The organism is Ensifer sp. Root558, assembly GCF_001427045.1.
Taxonomy (GTDB): domain Bacteria; phylum Pseudomonadota; class Alphaproteobacteria; order Rhizobiales; family Rhizobiaceae; genus Ensifer; species Ensifer adhaerens.
In genome coordinates this window covers 598686-618417 of record NZ_LMGC01000001.1, presented here as the reverse complement: position 1 = coordinate 618417, position 19732 = coordinate 598686, and the positions used below count along the sequence as shown (strand labels likewise).

Sequence of the window (19732 nt, the reverse complement as noted above, 5' to 3'; positions counted from 1 at the left end):
CTTATTCGGCCGAAAGGACCGCGACGCCTTCGCCGCGTGAATGACCGACGGTGGTCACGACCGCCGACCGGGCAGCCGCCGTCATCGGCTTTTCGAAGCTGCCGTCGAAGGCCGGTACCTTGGCGCCGTGGCCGAGCGTGAGTGCAGCAAGCGCGAGGCCCGCCGGAAACTGCGCCTCGATGCTGTGCCCGACGATGCCGCCATAGGCACGCACCGGCGCGCCGGCCAGATTGGCCTGCAGGAACGCCTTTTCGCTGGCGACGAGATCATGAAAGCCTGACGTGCCGGAAAAGACCACGGTGCCTGCAGGGTCGAGCTTTTCGGCCGGTTTCGCAAGGTCCGCAAGGCGGGCTTCGAGCTTGCCGTCAGCGCGGCTGCCGCGGTCGCTGCCGATCGCGTCGATCGTCGCATAGATACGGGCGCCACGGGCTTCGGCGTACTCGCGTGATTCCAGCACCAGGAAGGCTCCGACCGACCCGGGGATCATGCCGCCGCCGTTGTCGCGGCTGCGCGACCAGATCGGGTGCCAGTCACCGGTCGCCTGGCCCTGGATCGCCTCGATCATCAGCATGATGTCCAGGCGCTCGGCCGAAAACGCGCCGCCGACGAGCGTATGCGTCGACTGGCCGGCCTTGATCCGGGCAAAGGCGGTTTCGATCGCCGAGATGCCGGCCGCTTCCTCGCCCATGAAGGTGCGCGACGAACCGGTGACCTTGTGCACGATCGAGATGTTGCCGGCGAGCAGGTTCGAAAGCTGGGCCAGGAACAGCGTCGGGCGCAGTTCGGTCGTCAGCTTTTCATTGAGGAGCTGTTCGCGGTCGTTGCGCTTCAGCGCCTCGTCGACGATCAGCGAATCGACGTTGATGTCACGCTCGCCGCCGCCGGCAGCGACGATCATGTCCATGCTGCCGCAGGCTTCGAGATTGTCCTTGAGACCGGCGTCATCGAGCGCCAGGCCCGCGGAAAAAACGCCGAGACGCTGCCAGTTTTCCATCTGCCGCTGGTCGCCACGCTTGGCGATCTGCTGCGACCAGTCGATCTCCGGCAGCGGGTGCACCGGATAGGGGCTGAACTTTTCGGTCTCGACGCGCACGGCCGGCGACGTGCCGGCGGTAAGCAGCGCCAGATGCGGCTCGACGCCGACGCCCTGGCTGGTGACGATACCGACGCCGGTAATGACAACGTCGTTTGCAGATTTGCTCATCTTACTTCTCCGAACCGGCTGCCGCCGAAAGCGCCGCCATCAGACCCACTTCTCCAGCCCGCTTGCGCACGATATCGCCGAGCGGAACCTGATCGAACGGCATCGTTCTCAGTTTCAGCTGGGCATCGCAGACCTTCTTGCCGCCAGAGGTGATCTTCGCCTTGGTGACGGCAAAGCCCGAACCTTCATGCTCGAGGAAAGCCTCGATCTCGAGTTCGGCCGAGGGCTCGACGAAGGTCCGCATCTTGGCGCCGTCGACCGACATCAGGAAGGGCATGGCGGCGAAATTGGTGGCGGCGAGCACCAGGAAACCGGAGGCCTGCGCCATGGTCTCGATCAGAAGCACGCCGGGCACCAGCGGGTAGCCTGGGAAATGGCCTTCGAACACCGGGCTCTTCTCCGGCACGACGGACCGCGCCGTCAGCCGGCCAGCCGAAAGATCGACCGTTTCGACACGGTCGATCATCTGGAAGTATTCAAGGAGCATTGAGGCTCACCCTGTTGGTTTCGGGCTCAAGTAAAAACGCCAATGCCGCCTGTCAAGCGCGGGGCGCGACGGGCGGCATTGGAAATCGAGTGGCAAGGCTCGGGCGAAAGCCCGATCAGCCCTTGGCAGCCCGCAGTTCGTCGATCTTGGCGCAGAGGTTCTTCAGAACGAAGTATTCTTCGGTCGAAACCTTGCCTTCGTTGACTTCCTGCGTCCACTGCTCGAGCGGAATCTTGATGCCGAATTCCTTGTCGATCGCAAACACGATGTCGAGGAAGTCCAGGCTGTCGATGCCGAGATCGTCGATCGTGTGGCTTTCCGGCGTAATCGTCTCGCGATCGATCTCGCTCGTTTCCGCGATAATGTCGGCAACCTTGTCGAATGTAGCTGTCACGCGCATACCTCTAATATTTTAAGTCGAGTCTCGGCGATCCTATAGGTAAATGCGCCGCAAAAGCCAATGGCCTTGATGGCAAAGGCTTTCGAATTGGAAAACGGTGTTGCGACAGAGCATGGGGTCAGACGGCCACCGAATGCCGGCCCCGGCCGTTGCCGAGATAGGCGTCGAAGGTGGCTGCAACCGAGCGGGCAAAGGGCCTGCCGCGTTCAGTCAGGCGGAAAACCCCGTTTTCGATCGTCGTCAGCCCATCCACGTCGCGCGCCCGAAACAGCCGTGCCTCCTCGATCACAGCCCCTGCCAGCCCGGGAAACGCTTCCTCAACCTCAGCAAAGGAGAAGGCAAAACGGCACATGACGTCGGCAATCACTTTTGCTCTCAAAGTGTCGTCCGGTGTGAAGCGATAACCGCGGACCGCAGCGAGCCCCGTGTTTTCAACATGGCGCAGATACTCACCGGTCGCCGGCATGTTCTGGACATAACCTTGACGAAACTGGCCGATCGCGGAGGCGCCAAGCCCGACGAGCGTTTCGGCGGCATCGTCGGTATAGCCCTGGAAATTGCGACGGAGACGCCCTTCCCGGCTGGCCCGCGCCAGGCTGTCGTCGGGCTTCGCGAAATGGTCGATGCCGATGGACTCGTAGCCGGCGGCAGCCAGCATTTCGGCCGCGCGGCTCATCTGCGCGAAGCGCTCGACGATGCCGGGCAGGCTTTCGTCCGGGATCATCTTCTGATGCGTCTTCATCCACGGCACATGGGCGTAGCCGAAGAGTGCGACGCGATCGGGGTCGAGCGAAAGCACTGCCTCCATGGTGCGCTCAAGCGACTGGAGGCTCTGATAGGGCAAACCATAGAGCACGTCGCAATTGACCGAATGCACGCCCCTTACCCGTGATGCCTCGATCGCGTCACGCGTCTGCTCGAAGGTCTGGATGCGGTTGATCGCCTTCTGCACGACGGGGTCGAAATCCTGGATGCCGAAGCTCGCCCGCGTCATACCGATCCCCGCCAGCGCATCATGGCGCGCTTCGTCGAGATCGTTCGGATCCATCTCGACGCTGATCTCGCAATCAGCCGCGAAGGTGAAGTGATCGGTAAAGGCGCGTTTCAGCGCGATCAGGTCGTCGGGCCTGACGAGCGTCGGCGAGCCGCCGCCGAAATGCAGGGCCGTTACCTTGGCTTCGCGGCTCACCCGCCCGCCGATCTCTGCAATCTCCCGATGCAGGCCCGTGAGGTAGGTTGCCACCGGATCATACCGCAGCGTCTGCTTGGTATGGCAAGCACAGAACCAACAGAGCCGGTCGCAATAGGGCACGTGAGCATAGAGCGAGATCGCCTCATCCGGACCGATCGCCCCGAGCCAGCTTTGATAGTCAACCGGCCCCACCGCTTCGGAAAAATGCGGCGCGGTCGGGTAGCTGGTGTAGCGTGGCACGGGGTTCGCATGCTTGAGGATTAGCGCGTCGTCCATCAGTCTCTCCGCTGTCATGAAAACGGCTTAGGACGGATCGGCAATGAGGCCTTTGATTTTGATCAAGTCGGCGAATTAACACGTTAAAATTGACAATGCTCAAGCCAGCATGAGACATTGTTTCGCGCTTTCGGAATTAGCACCTGTCAACTCTTGATTTAACGACCCGCATCCTCTTTGGTCATCCAGGGAGCAATGGAATGCAGGTAGAAAGAATTGCAGATCGTGAACGAACATCGCCGCAAGGATATCCATAATTCGGACGTTCCAGCCGTCTGCTCCGCCTGCGAGGCGCGCCATGGCGGCGTTTGCGGTACGCTCTCTCCGGATCAGCTTCTCGACCTCAGCCGTCACTCCACCCGCCGCAGCATCGAGCCCGGCCGCGAGGTCATCGGCCAGGGAGAAACCACCGACAGCTACGCAAATATCATCTCCGGCGTCGTCAAGCTCAGCAAGGTGCTGGCCGACGGCCGCCAGCAGATCGTCGGCCTGCAGTTCGCCCCTGATTTCATGGGCCGGCCCTTCACCCGCGAAAGCGCGCTGACGGCGGAAGCGGCTGTCGACACCGACATCTGTTGCTTCCCGCGCAACGTCATCGAGCGGCTGGTCTCCGAGGCTCCCGGGCTGGAACACCGGCTGCACGAGCAGGCGCTGAAGGAACTGGACGAAGCGCGCGACTGGATGCTCACCCTTGGCCGCAAGACCGCGCAGGAGAAGGTCGCAAGCTTCCTCTACATCATCGCAACTCACATCGACCCGGAAAACGGCACCTCGAACGTGTTCGACCTGCCGCTGTCGCGCGCCGACATCGCCGACTATCTCGGCCTGACCATCGAGACCGTCAGCCGCCAGATCACCAAGCTCCGCAAGGAGAATGTCATCCGCATCGAAAACAGCCGCCACGTCACCGTGCCGAGCCTCGACCGGCTGATGCATGTGGCAGGCATCGACTGACGGTCGCCAGCGGCTCTTAGCTGCCTCATCAAGTGCCCGACAGAATTGCCCTCTCCTCGGGTTTACCCCGAGGAAAGCCAAGCAGTCACGTTGAAGATGGGGACGCGCATTCTACCGTTCACTTCTTACGAAACGGTCGAAGATGAAGCGGAAACGGTGCCTCGGATCCCTTCTCCCCTTCAAAACAGAGAGAAGGTCCCGGCAGGGGGATGAGGGGCTGGCTAGGCAGGCGTCACCGCGTAATTACGATCCGCGTGTTCTTCAGCCCATGTTCCCGCGTCAGCGCAAAAAACTCCGCCGCGTTGTTTGGATGGAGCCGCACGCAGCCGTGCGATGCCGGGCGGCCGAGGCGTTTGATGTCGTAGGTGGCGTGGATGGCGTAGCCGCCGTTGAAGAACACGGCATATGGCATCGGCGCGTCGTCGTATTTGCGTGAACGGTGATTGCGAGAGAGCCATTTGGCGCTCCAGCTGCCGCGTGGCGTCACATAGCCCTTGCGCGCCGTCGACACCTTCCAGCGATACATGACGACGCCGTATTGCCGCACGGTCATCGTCTGCGACGACAGGCTGATATCGGCAATGAGATTGGCGGCGTTCGCGGGTTGAACGGCAAACTGCAGCAGAGCGGCAATCAGCGCAGTCAGAAAGCTTTTGCGCATGCTTCTCTCTCCGGGAAGACGAACACGTACCGGTGGAACCAAACGTTCCAGGAGAATAACTGATCGAATATGATACGATCTTAATACATATGGAAAGCAGAGTCTTAATGCGAAGGTCAACTTCCGCGATCAAATCATTGCGATTGCAAGAACAAACCCGGCCATGACCGTACAGGCGCCATAAAATACAGCAATACCGGCGTCGATGTCTTCGCTTGTTGCAACCGCTCGGCCCGGACCGTTGATCATAGGTTCGCTGACCTTGACGCCGCCATAGATCCGCGGACCGGCAAGCTGCAGATCGAGCGCGCCGGCCATGGCCGCTTCCGGCCAGCCGGAGTTCGGCGAGCGGTGCAGGCCATGGTCGCGAAGGGCCACGGTCAGCGCATCCTTGGCGGCGCTGGCGCCACGATGGATCAGCGCACCGGCTGAGATCAAAAGGATCGAGAGCCTCGCTGCCGGCAGGTTGGCGAGATCGTCGAGTCGGGCCGAGGCCCAGCCGAAGTGCAGATATTTCGGCGACTTGTGGCCGATCATCGAATCGGCGGTGTTCAGCATCTTGTAGGCAAGAAGCCCCGGCAGGCCGGCAACCGCGTACCAGAAGGCCGGCGCCACGACGCCGTCGGAGAAATTCTCGGCAAGGCTTTCGATCGCGGCACGGCAGACCGCCGGCTCGTCGAGCGTCTTTGGATCGCGACCAACGATCATCGACACGGCGGCACGCCCGCCTTCCAGCCCGCCCTGTCGCAAGCCCCCGGCCACGCGACGCACGTGATCGGCGAGGCTCTTCTGTGCCAGGAAGACCGCGACCAGAACCGCCTCGAGCAGAAAGCCGAGCGGTCCGAGGACGGCGAACAGGCGATGCAGCAGATGGCCGAACCAGGCGCTGATGCCAAGCAACAAAAGGATCGCGACGACGCCACGAAATTTGCGCGCGCTATCCTCGAGGTCCTCCCGGTTCAGCCGCGCGTCGAAAAAGCCGATGGCCTTGCCGAAAAACACGACCGGATGCGGCACGCGCGCCCAGAGCCAGTCCGGATCGCCGACAACGCGGTCGATCACCAGCGCCAGCGCGAGAATGAGCAGGATCGTCTCCGACACCTCAGAGCTCCATGCGGGCAAGCGCGTCCGCCAGCCGTCGGTCACCAGCCGCGTCAGGCGCAAGACCGACCCTGAGCCAGGTCGGGGCATAGTCGAACTTGCGCGTGAGAATATGGGCCTCGCAGAGCCGCTCCTGCAGCAGAGCTGCCCTGGGATGCTCGACCAGCACGAATAGCCCCGTGCCGCCGATACGGTTGAGCCCTGCCCCATCGAGAGCCGCATCGAGGCCGGCGCGACGCTCGAGGATGCCCGCCGCGATCGCCTTCGTATCGCCCTGCATCAGCGCTTTCGAGATCGTCAACGCCGGGCCGGAGACAGCCCAGGGACCGAGCCAATCGGCAAAGGATGCAAGCACTGGCTCGGTCGCAACGACGAAGCCGAGGCGCAGGCCCGCAAGGCCGAAGAACTTGCCGAAGGAGCGGAAGACGATGAGGTTGCCTTGCCCTGACGCGTGACCAGCGACACTCAGTTGCGGCTCAAGATCGCCGAAGGCCTCATCGACCAGCAGCAGTCCGCCGCTCGCCTTCTGCCTTGCGGCGATCGCCAGAAGCTCCGCCGGCGCCAAGGCGCGGCCGGTCGGGTTGTTGGGGTTGACGACGATGACAAGCCCATGTTCGGCCGTGAGCGCGTCGGCATCCGCGACGCGATCGACAGCAAAGCCGGCCGCTTCAAGCACGCGGGCATACTCGCCATAGGTCGGCCCGAAAATCGCGACGTGCCTGTTGGCCGGAGCAAGACGTGGCAGGAGCTGGATCACCGACTGGGTGCCCGGCACCGGCAAAGGCAGCACGCCGTTGGTGCGGTAGTAGTCGGCGGCGGCGCTCCGCGCATCATCTACCGTCTGCCGATCCGGCAGCCGGTGCCAGGCGCGCTCAGGGACCGCGGGCAAGGCGACGGGGCATGGATTGATGCCGGTCGACAGATCGAGCCAGTCTTCAGGCCGGCCGCCATAGCGCGCTGCGGCCTCGGTGATGCCGCCACCATGAACGATCGGTGCGCTCATGCAGCACCTGCGACGTCGATCAGATGCATGAAGGAACCGGCGACAGGGCCGCGCCGGAGGCCCGCCTGGCCGAGATCCTCGCCGGCGGCGTCGCTGACCGCAAACAGCCGATCGGCCGCCCCTTCGGCGACGATGGTCGCATAGTGGAATTCGTGCGCCGTCATGGGTCCATCGAAGAAGGCGTTGTCGACAGGCACGACGCGGCGATAGCCGAGGTGCCGCCTGCGCTCGGCAAAACTGGTTACGAGCGGCAGCAGGCCGAGCATGTCGTAGCGTGTGCCATCGGCAGCGACAAGCCCTTCGCCGAGCACCATATAGCCGCCGCACTCGCCGAAGATGCGGGCGCCGCGTTCCGCCGCGGAATGCATGCCGGAACGGAATCGGGCGGCGGCGCTCAGCTGCCCCGCATGCAGCTCCGGATAACCCCCCGGAAGATAGACGGCATCGGCTGCCGCATCCGGCCCCTCGTCGGCGAGCGGCGAGAAGAAGGAAATCTCCGCGCCGCCTTGCCGCCAGCCGTAAAGCAGGTGCTCGTAGCAGAAGGCAAAGGCGATATCGCGCGCGACCGCGATGCGCTGACCGAGCGGCCGCAAACGCTCGGCATCGGCCGCCGCGGGCACCTGCGGGAAAATCGTCGCGATCAGGCGGATGGCGTCGAGATCGCAGGCAGCCTCGACCCGCGCGGCCGCCGCCTCGATGAAGCCCTCAAGCGCTGAGTGTTCGCCCGCCTGCACGAGCCCGAGATGGCGCTCCGGCAGTTGCAATGCGCTGTCCTGCCGGAGCACGCCGAAGACAGGCATGCGCACCTTGCCGAGCGCATCGCGCAGCATCATTTCATGCCGATCGCTGCCGACCTTGTTGAGGATGACGCCAACCACCCGGATATCGTCGCGATGATCCGCATAGCCGCGCACGAGGGCGGCAACCGACTGGGACATGCGGGCGCAATCGACCACCAGAATGACCGCAAGGTTCAGCGTCGCGGCGAGGTCCGCTGGCGTTCCCGAGCCGTCGGCAGCACCGTCATGCAGTCCCATCATCGCCTCGACGATCAATGTGCGCCCGCCGGAGGCCACATGCGACGCATTGGCAAGCAGCAGTTCCGGGCGCATCGCCCAGGGGTCGTAGTTGAAGCAGGGCTCGCCGGTCGCTGCCGCGTGGAAAGCGGGATCGATATAGTCCGGCCCCGCCTTGCCGGGCGCGATCGCCACGCCGCGCCTCTTCAGGGCGCGCATCAGCCCGAGCGTCACCGTCGTCTTGCCGGAGCCGGACGCGGGTGCGGCAATCAGCAATCCGCTCATGCCGGGTTCCTGAGAATGCGATTGGCGAACGGGTCGGCGGCAAGCTTGCGCCCGTCCAGCGCGCCGATCCAGTCGAGCGCTGCGCGCAGCCGCACCACCTCGCCGACGACGACGATCGCCGGCGGCTCCAGCCCTGCCGCCGCAACATCGGCCTCTGCACGCGCAAGCGTCGTTTCCAGCACCGCCTGCTGCGGCGTCGCGGCGTTGCAGACGAAGGCGACCGGTTCGTCCGGCGAGCGGCCGCCGGCAATGAGGTTGGCGGTGATCGCGCCGATATGTTTCATCGCCATGTACATGACGATGACAGGCGAGCCGCTGGCGATGCCCTGCCAGTTGATGCGATCCGGCACCAGGCCGGAGGAATCATGGCCAGTCAGGAAAGTGACCGCGTGGTTGACCTCGCGATGGGTCACGGGAATGCCGGCATAGGCAAGCCCGCCGATACCGGCGGTGATGCCGGGCACGATTCGGAACGGCACCTGGTGTTCGACCAGCGTCAGCGCCTCCTCGCCACCGCGACCGAAGACGAAGGGATCGCCGCCTTTGAGGCGCAGCACCCGGTTGCCGGCGCGCGCGAGTTCGACGAGGCGAAGCGAGATGTCGCGCTGCTTCGGCGACGGCTTGCCGCCACGCTTGCCCGCAAACTCCAGCACGGCGCCCGGCCGCGCGAGCTTCAGGCAATCCTCGTTGACCAGCGCATCATGCACGATCACATCCGCCTGGCGCAGCGCATTGGCCGCATGCAGCGTCAACAGGCCGGGATCGCCGGGGCCGGCGCCGACCAGCCAGACCGAACCTTTTTCGAGCGCCGGCAATCCGGCAAAGAGGTCGTCGATCATGCGTGCTGTCCCACCTGTATTTCGGCGCCACCCAACGGCACGCCTGACGCGCTCTCTAAAGAACCGGATTCCACTTGAGAGAAACCCCGGGCAAAAGATTGATTCAATTCAACAACATAAGAATGCATCAGACAGCCTCCGCCGCCTGGATGCGCTTTTCGGCGCGCAAGGTCGCCGGCCCGGCAAGTGCGGCCGTCGCATGGGCGGAGACGATCTTCTGCACAATCAGCACGGCTTCGCGACCGGCGCCGACGAGCGCTGCACCCTCGGCAACGCCATGACAACCCGTGTAGGCAAAGACGATCTCGGACGGGTTGGCGAGCCGGGAAGCTTCGGCTTCGAGCGTGGCGGCATCGTAGAACGCGGCCGGAACCGCGAAATGCTGAGCGGCCGCCAGGATCGCCGGCTCCTCGGCGCGAGCATCGAGCGAGGCGACCAGCCGCAGATCGCCGGGCGCAACACCGGCATCGGCAAGCGCACGCTCGGCAAGGGCGATCACCTCTTCGGCCGGCGTGCGACGCTCGCAGCCGAGCCCGAGCACCAGCCCGGCTCCTGCTTTCGTCGTCTGTGCAGAGTGTTGGCCCGATGGCATCGGCGGCCGGCTCCCTTCGTTGTTCTCCTTAACGAAGCGCCGGCTGGGACGATCCGTCCCGGCCGATCTGGACAGCACCGGCTGATGGCCCCCTGACTGGGTCGGCCGCACCGGACGCTCTTTCAGTCCGCCAAAGCGGACGCCGTCGCATATCCTTCATTTTTACCGGAGCGCGGAAGGCCGGTCAAACCGGATTGCGCCATCGCCATGTCGCGTTTGAGGAAGATCGTCATCCGCCTACCGTATCGCAAGGACAGCCCTTCTTCGGCACCATGCGGGCGAGAGCGCCTCCATCCAGAAAGACAGCGAGCTGGAACAAGGCTTTGAATCTTTGTCGGTTTTTCAATTTCGACACCTGCATGGACAGCAACACCGCGACAGAAGGCTTTGCAAATCGCGCCGGGCTCTGACACAAGGCGGAAAATCCCGCCTGACAGCTCTCCTCTCGAGTCCCCGCCGTGCAAGATCTCGCCTTCCACCTGCTCGCCTTCCTGTTCGTCGCCGCCTTCATCGCAGGCTTCATCGATTCGATCGCCGGCGGCGGTGGCATGATCACCATTCCGGCCATGCTCATTGCGGGCATCCCGCCCTTGCAGACGCTCGGCACCAACAAGCTGCAGGGATTGTTCGGCTCCGGCTCGGCCACGCTGTCCTATGCCCGGCGCGGCCACGTGAACCTGAAAGAGCAGCTGCCGATGGCGCTGATGTCGGCCGCCGGCGCCGTGCTCGGCGCCCTGCTCGCAACCATCGTTCCCGGCGACGTGCTGAAGGCGATCCTGCCCTTTCTGCTGATCGCCATTGCGCTTTATTTCGGCCTGAAGCCGAACATGGGCGACGTCGACCAGCACAGCCGCGTCACCCCCTTCGTCTTCACGCTGACACTGGTGCCGCTAATCGGCTTTTATGACGGCGTCTTCGGCCCCGGCACCGGCTCGTTCTTCATGCTCGGCTTCGTTACCCTCGCCGGCTTCGGCGTGTTGAAGGCGACGGCGCACACGAAGTTCCTCAACTTTGGCTCCAACGTCGGCGCCTTCGGCGTCTTCCTCTTCTTCGGCGCCGTTCTCTGGAAGGTCGGCCTGTTGATGGGCCTCGGCCAGTTCCTCGGCGCCCAGGTCGGCTCGCGCTATGCCATGGCCAAGGGCGCCAAGATCATCAAGCCGCTGCTCGTCATCGTCTCGATCGCGCTCGCGATCCGGCTGCTCGCAGATCCGACGCATCCCTTGCGGATCTGGCTGGGGCATTGAGGCGCGGCGCGGTCGGCAAATTCTGCGCTGTCCTAACGGCCGCAACCGCGCAGCCTGTGAGGCGTGGCTGGGCCACACCGGCGGGCAAAACCGCAAATGCATGTCCGTTCTGCGATCTTGGATGACCGGTTGACCGGGTCGACATGGCGCAGACATGCTTGCCGATAAACGGCGGCACTCTCATTCCGGCGCTAATGCACGGGCCTTTGCGAGAAGGGTCTCGTCGCCGTCGCCCAAGACCTCCAGCAAGCGTTTCATCTCGGCGCCGAACACTTTCCAGAAATTCGGATCGCCGGCTTTGATCGCTATCGCATTGTCGATCAGGTCGGCGAGCTTGACGGTTTTCGCCGCGGCGGGCGCCGATGCGAGGTGCTGGCGATCCAGTTCCTTGCGCACCTGTCGGTTGCCGTGGAACGGAGTGGATATGTCGGTGAGCCACGCAACCAGTGTTGCGACCTTGGGGCCGAACGCTTCCTTGATCTCCAGCAGCGTCGCGTCGGTATCTTCGACCGTATCGTGAAGCAGCGCTGCGGCGATCATTTCGGGCGTATGGGGCACGCTTCGAACAATCTCCGCCACCGCAATCGGATGAACGATATAGGGCCGACCGTCATACTTACGCTTCTGTTCGCCGTGTGCTCGGGTTGCAAACTGGAGCGCGCTGTTCTCGAGATCGATCATTATTTTGCGTTCAACGCCGGCTTCCATCACCTAAACCCAATCCCAAGCTTTCAGAACGAACCAGGCGACCCGTGATTTCTATCGCGTCAGGCGTCGCTTCGAGCGACGCACGCTTGCCTGCCCGCGCGAAGGTCGCGGGCGGTCAACGCCTGACAGTTATGCCAAGATCAGGCGCACCGGATTTCGACCAGCACGAGCACTGCTCTCCGACCGGACCTGCGCCATAGCTGCATTCGCTCTCCCGCGTCTTGCAAATCCGTGGACGGCGCGCTTCGGCGAGCGCCTTGGCCTTGGCTTCATCCGCAGCCCTTTGCTTGCGCGTCGTTTTAGTTTTCGGTTTCGCCTTCTGGGTGGTCGTCGTTTCTTGAGCTCGTGACGCCCCGCTCTTCACGGTTTGCGCCTGCCCCGCCACACCTGATGACAAGAACAGCAAGACCGATGCGACACCAACCGCAGCTCTGAGAGTATTCTTCAAGGTTCACCCGTATTTAGCCTGTCGACGGTCTAACATGGGTGCGGCCTCCTGCCTATGCAATCGCTCGACGGAAGGAGCAGCCGTCAAGAGACGAATTTTGCCGACCTTCCGACACGGCGGGGGCGACGATGACAGCCTCCAACGCTTGGCAATAAGATCCGGTAACCACGACGAAAGTCGGACAGGTCCGACGCTTGAACCTCTAGTTACTAGAGATTGCAAGGTGATCAGAATGCTTCGCCGGGTAGACGCTCATATGGGCCGCCTACCCGTCGTGCGCTCCTGTCTTGTCAGCTCGCTCCAGAGGTTTCCATGTCCACCACCCTTCCCACCATCCTGATGCTCGTCGTGGGATTGTCCACGCTCGCGCTGGCGATCCTCCGCCGCGTGCAATCCGGCCGCTCGCCGGTCGTGCTAACCTATGGCGACGATGCGGAAGGGTTTGCGGGCAGGCTTTTCCGCCTGATCGTCGCAGCGCTGGTGATCCACCTGCTGGCGGTCGCCATGCTCCCGGCCTCCGTCGATGCTGCCCTCGGCCGGATCCCGGCGCTCGACACGCCCATCCTTCACGCCGTCGGCCTGGCGCTGATGACGCTCGGCGGCGGGCTGACGATGCTGTCGCAATGGGCGATGCGTCATTCCTGGAAGATCGGCATCCCTGAAAAGCAGGACGCGCCGCTTGTGACCTCAGGCCTCTATGCCTTCTCGCGCAACCCGATCTATGTCGGCATGGTGACCGCGCTGATCGGCACGGTGATGGCGGTGCCCAACGTCATCTCGGTGGCGCTGGCGCTCTCCGCCTGGATCTCGATTTCCTACCAGATCCGCATGGAGGAAACCCACCTCGCCAAGGTCTTCGGCGACGCCTACGGTGCCTATTGCAGGCGTGTCCGCCGGTGGGTCTGAAGCAGGGCTCACCCTCAGGCTGCGACGCTTCCAGCGTCTGCCGAACTGCGCGACGTGGCCCGACGGATCAGGAAGGCGCTCGCTCCAATTGCCTTCAATCTGCATGCCGTCCTCCCGCTCGTCACAACCACTGCATGTGTCGGGATTACGGATTGATTGAGGCGAGCATTCAGTGAACAGGCACCAGAGCAGGCGCGCTCAAAACACCGCCAGCAACAGCGCCCCGGCGGCAATGAAGGCGACGCCGAGCCAGTTCATCAGGTTGAGCTTTTCACCGAGGAAGAGCACGCCGAAGATCGCGACCATGACGATCGAGAGCTTGTCGAGCGGCGCCACGCGGGCGGCGTCGCCGAGCTTCAGCGCGCGGAAATAGGCAAGCCAGGAAGCGCCAGTCGCAAGCCCTGACAGCGCCAGGAACAGCCAGGTGCGGCCCGGGATTTCCGATGGCTTCTGCCACTGCCCTGTCGCCGCCACGATGGCGGCGATCACGCAGAGGATGACGACGGTGCGGATCAGCGTTGCGAAGTCGGAGTTGATCTGCGCAACCCCGACCTTGGCAAACACCGCCGTGAGCGCAGCGAAGGCGGCCGAAAGCAGCGCCCAGAACTGCCAGCTCTGGCTCATCAGAACTCCACGCCCTGCTGCGCCTTGATGCCGGAACGGAACGGATGCTTGATCAGCTCCATCTCAGTGACGAGATCGGCGACTTCGATCAGGTCTTCTTTCGCGTTGCGGCCGGTGAGCACCACATGCGTCATGTGCGGCTTTTCTTCCTTCAGGAAGCGCACCACTTCGGCGACGTCGATGTAGTCGTAGCGCAGAGCAATGTTGATCTCGTCGAGCAGCACCATCGAGTTGCGCTCGTCACGGATCAGTTCCTTCGCCTTCTCCCAGGCCTTTTCAGCCATCGCAACATCGCGGGCGCGATCCTGCGTTTCCCAGGTGAAGCCCTCGCCGAGCGTGTAGAACTGGCAGACATCGCCGAAATGCTTCTCGATCAACTCGCGCTCGCCGGTTGCCATCGCACCCTTGATGAACTGCACGACGGCGCAGGGCATGCCGTGGGCGATATGGCGGAAGATCATGCCGAAGCCGGCGGTCGACTTGCCCTTGCCTTTGCCGGTGTTGACGATGATCAGACCCTTCTCGTCGGTCTTCGTCGCCATGATCTTTTCGCGTGCTGCCTTCTTCTTCGCCATCTTCATGGCGTGGCGGGCATCGTCCTTCTCGGCCGGGGCTTCGCCGCCTACTGTCGTCTCGTCGCTCATGATCACTCCCTCAGTTCTCAAGTTCGGGATGGGCAGACGCCCTCGTCCCGCTTCGGTTCCTTTTCGCACTTCACTGAGCAGCGAAACGGAACCAGGTCTTTGTTTCCAAGCAATTCCGGACGGATAACCGCCAGCCCGGAACCGCTCTATTCATTGCCGGCACGAAGCCGGGTTGCTGCCGTGCCGATGCCGGCAAGTTCAAACCGCGCCGAATTCGAGCGCGGCGTCCAGAGATTGCGGTCGATTGCTTCAAGCAGGCGTTCGGCAAGCTCGGCAAAGGCGGCCGGGTTCTTGTCGCGCATGAAGTCAGCCACGCGCTCGTCGACAATGAACGCCTGATAAGCGGCCTCGAAATGATGGTCGCGCACCGCACCCGTGGTCGCGGCAAAGGCGAACATGTAGTCGACCGTGGCAGCGATCTCGAAGGCGCCCTTGTATCCGTGGCGCATGACGCCATCGATCCACTTGGGATTGACGACGCGGGCCCGGACCACGCGGCCGATCTCTTCTTCGAGCGACCGGATCACAGGCTTTTCCGGACGGGAATGGTCGTTGTGGTAGATCGCCGGACGGTGACCGCCGAGCTGTTCGGCGGCAGCGCTCATGCCGCCTTCGAACTGGTAGTAGTCGTCGCTGTCGAGCAGATCGTGCTCGCGGTTGTCCTGGTTCTGCACCACCGCCTCTATCGTGCGCAGGCGCTCCTCGAAAAGATCGCGCTCGGCCTTGCCCTCCTCGCCGGCGCCATAGGCATAGGCGCCCCAGGTAAGATAGGCCTCGGCGAGATCTGCTTTGGTTTCCCAGCCCTTCTCGTCGATCAGCGCCTGCAGGCCGGCGCCATAGGCACCGGGCTTTGCGCCAAAGACGCGGTAGGAGGCGCGACGCGCGGCCTCGGCGGCTTCCACGCCTTCGGCCTCCAGCCGCCGGCTTTCCGCCCGCATGCGTGCGGCGATCATGTTGTCGGCATCGTCTTCCTCCAGCGCGCCGACGGCGCGGATCGCCTTGTCGAAGAGCGCGATCTGGTCCGGGAAGGCATCGCGGAAGAAGCCGGAAATGCGCAAGGTCACGTCGACGCGTGGGCGGCCGAGGACTGCGAGCGGCACGATCTCGTAGCCCATCACCCGGCGAGAGACCATGTCCCAGGTGGGCTTGGCGCCGATCAGCGCCAGGGCCTGGGCGATGTCGTCGCCGCCGGTGCGCATGTTCGCCGTGCCCCAGGCGGTCAGGCCAAAGGAGGACGGCCATTCGCCATGGTCCTGCAGGTAGCGGCGGATCAGAAGCTCGGCCGATTTCTTGCCAAGCTCGTAAGCCGCCGGCGTCGGCACGGCGCGGCTGTCGACCGAGTAGAAATTGCGCCCCGTCGGCAACACATCCGGCCGGCCGCGCGTCGGCGCGCCCGATGGACCGGGGGCGACGAAGCGGCCGCTGAGACCGGTGAGGAAGCCGGTCATCTCGGCGGCACCCGAGTTTGAAATCGACGGCTTCAGGCGCGTTTCGATTTCGCCGAGCACGGCGCGGGTGTTGGCCCAGTGGTCCGGGCAAGCCAGTTCACCCGACACGAGATTTGCGGCAAGCAACTCGATGCGCTCGACCGTATCGCCGGCGGTGCGCCAGGGGGCGTCCGAGAGGTCAGCGAGGATGGACGGTTTCGGGCCTGTCCAGGTGTCGGACATGACGCAGTCGAGCGGGTCGAAGGGTTGGGCGTCGCGTGCGGGGTTGCCCCCCGCCGAGGTGGGAATAGCAAACCCACGCAGCCCCGCATCCGCTGCGATCGCCCGCTGCAGGCTCTGGTCGCCGCCCTCGCCGAGACCTCGGGGCACGCGCGCCAGCGCTACGGTGAGGTCCGTCAACAACCGCCCTTCCGGCGCAACGCCGAAGATGTGCAGGCCGTCGCGGATCTGCATTTCCTTGAGGTCGCAGAGATAGGCGTCGAGCTTTTCCAGCGCCTTGTCGTCGCTGTCGCCCCTGTCGATGCCTGCGTCGCTGTCGAGGCCGATGTCGCGCACGAGATCGAGGATCTGGCGGCTGAGCAGCCTGAGGCGGCGCGGATCACCGCCGGCGGCGTCGTAATATTCGTCGACGAGCGCTTCCAGATCCTTGAGCGGGCCGTAGGATTCGGCGCGCGTCAAGGGCGGGGTCAGGTGGTCGATGATGACGGCGCTGGTGCGGCGCTTGGCCTGCGTACCTTCGCCCGGATCGTTGACGATGAAGGGATAGATGTGCGGCAGCGGCCCGAAGATCGCTTCGGGATAGCAGGTTTCCGACAGCGCCAGCGCCTTGCCCGGCAGCCATTCGAGATTGCCGTGCTTGCCCATGTGGACGATCGCCTGCGCTCCGAACTGCTGGCGCAGGAAGGCGTAGAAGGCGAGATAGCCATGCGGCGGCACGAGGTCCGGGGAATGGTAGCTTTCCTTCGGATCGATGTTGTAGCCGCGCGCCGGTTGGATGCCGACGATCACCTCGCCGAAGCGGGCGAGCGGCAGCGCGAAGGCGCCATCGAGGAAAAAGGGATCGGCCTCCGGCACGCCCCAGCGACCGGCAACTTCATCCTTTATCTGTTTCGGAAGCGAATCGAAGAACGTTTTGTAATCGTTCAGCGAAATACGCTCGCGGATTTCACGGTCATGGCTCGCCGCATTGGTCGGCCCGGCCATCAGAAAGCGGATCAGCGCGTCGCCATCGGCGGGAACCTCACCGACCGCATAGCCTTCCCGCGCCATGGCGCTAAGCACCTCGACGGTACCGGCCGGCGTGTCGAGCCCGACACCGTTGCCGAGGCGACCGTCGCGGTTCGGATAGTTGGCCATGACGATGGCAATACGGCGCTCGGCGGGCTCTGCCCGGCGCAGCTTCGCCCAGTTGACGGCAAGATCAGCGGCAAAGCGCACCCGGCCTTCGAGCGGCTCATGGCCGACGATATTGGCCTCCACCTTGGCGTCATAGATCGACGCCGCCTTGAAGGAGACGGCGCGCGCAAGGATGCGGCCATCGACTTCGGGGAGTGCCACGTTCATGGCGAGGTCGCGCGCCATCAGCCCCTGCGGCGACGTTTCCCATTGCGCCCGCGACGAGCCGGAGAAAATCACCTGCAGCACCGGCGCACCGGTCGATTCCAGCACCGTCGGCTGACGGTCGGCACCGGGCGACGAGACCGCAAAGCCAGTGGCGTTCATCACCACGTCGGGTGCGGCCTCGGAAAAAATCGCCTGCAGCGTGCCGACGGAAACGGCATCCTTGAGGCTTGAGACAAACACCGGCAGTGCCCGCACACCTTCAGCCTCCAGCGCATCGATCAGCGCCTCCACAGGCCGTGTCTCGCCACTCTGCACGAGCGCGCGGTAAAAGCAGATCCCGACCGTCGGGGGTTCGAATCCCTCCCTCGCTACCATCCGTCCCTGAACAAGGGACTGCCATTCGCTGACGCCGATCACACCAGCACCCGGCCACCAGATGCCGGCCTTCAACAGGGGCTTTGCCGGCTGCGGCTTCTCCGCACCTGTGACCAGTGCGGCCGCATAGTCGAGAAACAGCCCGGCATTGTCCGAGCCGCCTTCGGTGAAGTAAGCCCAAAGGCGCTGGCGGTCGTCGGCTGCGACGGTGGAGAAAGGCTCCAGCCCCGGATCCGGCTTGTCGTCACCCGGCAGAACCGCGATCTCGAAACGATGGGTGACGGCAGCCGCATGCAGGGCTTCCAGCAGATAACGGAAATAGCTGGCGCCACCGAGCGGCCGGACGACGATCAGCTTGGCGTGACGCGCCGTGCGCTCGACGTAAGTGTCGACCGACATCGGGTGCATCAGGCTCATCAGGCTGGCGATGCGCAGGCTCAAGCCTCCGTCGCGTCGGCCGTGAGCCGCGGCGATCGAGGAGAGCTCGGTGTCGGCGGCCGATAGGAAAAGGATATCGGCCGGCGTTTGCCCAAGGTCGATCGCCTCGTTGCCGTCGGCGATCGTTCCTTTCTGGGCGAGAAGCAGATGCATTCGTCTTGTCCGTTGGGGCAATTCCGAACGAAAACGCTAAAAGCGTTCTCCATCCGGAACTGCATCATTTCAATGCGTTAGATCATTTCATTCAAAGAACGATCTACACGAGCGCGGTGATCGCGGCGCGCACCGCCGCCTCGTCCATGTCGTGCAGGCCGATGACGACGAGGCGCGTACCGCGCTTTTCGCCAGCGCCCCAGGCGCGGTCGTAATATTGGTCGATGCGGGCGCCGACCGCCTGGATCAGGAGGCGCATCGGCTTGCCGGGCACGTCTGCAAAACCCTTGAGGCGCAGAACGTCGTGCTCCGCGATTACGCCCTTCAGGCGATCGATGAAGGCGGCCGGATCGGCGATCGAACCGAGCTCGACGACGAAGCTGTCGAACTCGTCGTGATCGTGCTCCTCACCTGCCTCGTGCTCCATCTCGTGATGCGACTTGCGGTTGGCGATATCGCTTTCCGTGCCGACACCGAGGCCAAGCAGGATGGCAGCGGCGACTTCGCCGTTTTTCGCCTCGATCATCGTGGGCTTGCGGCTGGTGCGCGAAGACACCTCGTCGCGCACGGCCTTGAGGCCGGAGGCATCGATCAGATCGGTCTTGTTGAGAACGATGAGATCGGCAGCCGTCAGTTGATCCTCGAACAGCTCCTCGATCGGGCTTTCGTGATCGAGATTGTCGTCCTCGACGCGCAGCGCATCGACCTTGTCGTGGTCGTCGGCAAAGCGGCCAGCGGCAACGGCGGCGCTGTCGACCACGGTGACGACGCCATCGACGGTCACTTCGCTGCGGATATCCGGCCAGTTGAAAGCGGCGATCAGCGGCTGCGGCAGGGCAAGGCCCGAGGTTTCGATGATGATGTGGTCAGGACGGTTTTCACGCTCGAGCAGCTTCGTCATGGTCGGGATGAAATCGTCAGCCACGGTGCAGCAGATGCAGCCATTGGTGAGCTCGATGATGTCGTCCTCGGTGCAGGCCTCGGCACCGCAGCCCTTCAAGACATCGCCGTCGACGCCAAGATCGCCGAACTCGTTGATGATCAGCGCGATGCGCTTGCCGTCGGCGTTCTGCAGCAGGTTGCGGATCATCGTCGTCTTGCCGGCGCCGAGGAAGCCGGTGATGACGGTCGCCGGGATCTTGCCCTGGTTGGCTCTCGCAGTGGTCATGGA

Annotated in this window: 18 protein-coding genes; 3 read left to right on the top strand and 15 right to left on the bottom strand. The window is 63.8% G+C overall.

Annotated elements, in window-relative coordinates; genetic code table 11:
- Position 1: 1 nt before the first annotated feature.
- The 4 genes from ASD63_RS03105 to hemN form a co-directional block, all read right to left on the bottom strand.
- Positions 2-1204, bottom strand: coding sequence for a beta-ketoacyl-ACP synthase (locus ASD63_RS03105; protein WP_034788318.1), 1203 nt, complete (start codon positions 1202-1204; stop codon positions 2-4).
- 1 nt (position 1205) lies between these two features.
- Positions 1206-1691 carry a 3-hydroxyacyl-ACP dehydratase FabZ family protein gene (locus ASD63_RS03100; protein ID WP_034788315.1) on the bottom strand — a complete coding sequence of 162 codons (486 nt, stop codon included), beginning with the start codon at positions 1689-1691 and terminating at the stop codon, positions 1206-1208.
- 115 nt (positions 1692-1806) lie between these two features.
- On the bottom strand, positions 1807-2091 hold the full coding sequence (locus ASD63_RS03095) for an acyl carrier protein (protein WP_089044188.1): 285 nt from the start codon (positions 2089-2091) through the stop codon (positions 1807-1809).
- Between the two features lie 118 nt (positions 2092-2209).
- Complete coding sequence (hemN, locus tag ASD63_RS03090) at positions 2210-3559, bottom strand: oxygen-independent coproporphyrinogen III oxidase (RefSeq protein WP_034788311.1); 1350 nt, start codon at positions 3557-3559, stop codon at positions 2210-2212.
- A 216-nt stretch (positions 3560-3775) separates the two neighbouring features.
- On the opposite strand from hemN, the gene ASD63_RS03085 reads away from it, so the two are divergent.
- Positions 3776-4513, top strand: coding sequence for a Crp/Fnr family transcriptional regulator (locus ASD63_RS03085; protein WP_051659129.1), 738 nt, complete (start codon positions 3776-3778; stop codon positions 4511-4513).
- A 232-nt stretch (positions 4514-4745) separates the two neighbouring features.
- Here the strand turns inward: ASD63_RS03085 and ASD63_RS03080 are convergent, their stop codons facing one another.
- The 6 genes from ASD63_RS03080 to ASD63_RS03055 form a co-directional block, all read right to left on the bottom strand.
- Entirely contained in the window at positions 4746-5174 is a 429-nt protein-coding gene (locus tag ASD63_RS03080; protein ID WP_034788308.1) for a L,D-transpeptidase, read from the bottom strand.
- 129 nt (positions 5175-5303) lie between these two features.
- Positions 5304-6275, bottom strand: coding sequence for an adenosylcobinamide-phosphate synthase CbiB (gene cbiB / locus ASD63_RS03075; RefSeq protein WP_034788304.1), 972 nt, complete (start codon positions 6273-6275; stop codon positions 5304-5306).
- A 1-nt stretch (position 6276) separates the two neighbouring features.
- The gene (gene cobD, locus ASD63_RS03070) at positions 6277-7278 is read right to left on the bottom strand and encodes a threonine-phosphate decarboxylase CobD (protein WP_034788299.1); all 1002 of its coding nucleotides are present in this window, start codon (positions 7276-7278) and stop codon (positions 6277-6279) included.
- Positions 7275-8579, bottom strand: a complete 1305-nt coding sequence (locus tag ASD63_RS03065; protein WP_034788296.1) for a cobyrinate a,c-diamide synthase — start codon at positions 8577-8579, stop codon at positions 7275-7277. The genes cobD and ASD63_RS03065 overlap by 4 nt, the downstream gene beginning before the upstream one ends.
- Complete coding sequence (cobA, locus tag ASD63_RS03060) at positions 8576-9415, bottom strand: uroporphyrinogen-III C-methyltransferase (protein ID WP_176960267.1); 840 nt, start codon at positions 9413-9415, stop codon at positions 8576-8578. The genes ASD63_RS03065 and cobA overlap by 4 nt, the downstream gene beginning before the upstream one ends.
- Before the next feature lie 130 nt (positions 9416-9545).
- The gene (locus ASD63_RS03055) at positions 9546-10010 is read right to left on the bottom strand and encodes a cobalamin biosynthesis protein (protein WP_034788287.1); all 465 of its coding nucleotides are present in this window, start codon (positions 10008-10010) and stop codon (positions 9546-9548) included.
- Positions 10011-10468: 458 nt separating this feature from the next.
- Between ASD63_RS03055 and ASD63_RS03050 the strand changes: the two genes are divergently transcribed.
- Complete coding sequence (locus tag ASD63_RS03050) at positions 10469-11254, top strand: TSUP family transporter (RefSeq protein WP_034788283.1); 786 nt, start codon at positions 10469-10471, stop codon at positions 11252-11254.
- A gap of 180 nt (positions 11255-11434) precedes the next feature.
- Here the strand turns inward: ASD63_RS03050 and ASD63_RS03045 are convergent, their stop codons facing one another.
- The gene (locus tag ASD63_RS03045) at positions 11435-11935 is read right to left on the bottom strand and encodes an HD domain-containing protein (RefSeq protein WP_034788555.1); all 501 of its coding nucleotides are present in this window, start codon (positions 11933-11935) and stop codon (positions 11435-11437) included.
- 787 nt (positions 11936-12722) lie between these two features.
- On the opposite strand from ASD63_RS03045, the gene ASD63_RS03040 reads away from it, so the two are divergent.
- Positions 12723-13316, top strand: a complete 594-nt coding sequence (locus ASD63_RS03040; RefSeq protein WP_034788278.1) for an isoprenylcysteine carboxylmethyltransferase family protein — start codon at positions 12723-12725, stop codon at positions 13314-13316.
- Positions 13317-13514: 198 nt separating this feature from the next.
- Here the strand turns inward: ASD63_RS03040 and ASD63_RS03035 are convergent, their stop codons facing one another.
- The 4 genes from ASD63_RS03035 to cobW form a co-directional block, all read right to left on the bottom strand.
- Positions 13515-13940 carry an EamA family transporter gene (locus ASD63_RS03035; protein ID WP_034788274.1) on the bottom strand — a complete coding sequence of 142 codons (426 nt, stop codon included), beginning with the start codon at positions 13938-13940 and terminating at the stop codon, positions 13515-13517.
- Positions 13940-14584 carry a cob(I)yrinic acid a,c-diamide adenosyltransferase gene (gene cobO / locus ASD63_RS03030; protein WP_034788552.1) on the bottom strand — a complete coding sequence of 215 codons (645 nt, stop codon included), beginning with the start codon at positions 14582-14584 and terminating at the stop codon, positions 13940-13942. The genes ASD63_RS03035 and cobO overlap by 1 nt, the downstream gene beginning before the upstream one ends.
- A gap of 146 nt (positions 14585-14730) precedes the next feature.
- Positions 14731-18561 carry a cobaltochelatase subunit CobN gene (cobN, locus tag ASD63_RS03025; RefSeq protein ID WP_034788270.1) on the bottom strand — a complete coding sequence of 1277 codons (3831 nt, stop codon included), beginning with the start codon at positions 18559-18561 and terminating at the stop codon, positions 14731-14733.
- A 103-nt stretch (positions 18562-18664) separates the two neighbouring features.
- Positions 18665-19729, bottom strand: coding sequence for a cobalamin biosynthesis protein CobW (cobW, locus tag ASD63_RS03020; protein WP_034788267.1), 1065 nt, complete (start codon positions 19727-19729; stop codon positions 18665-18667).
- Positions 19730-19732: the final 3 nt, after the last annotated feature.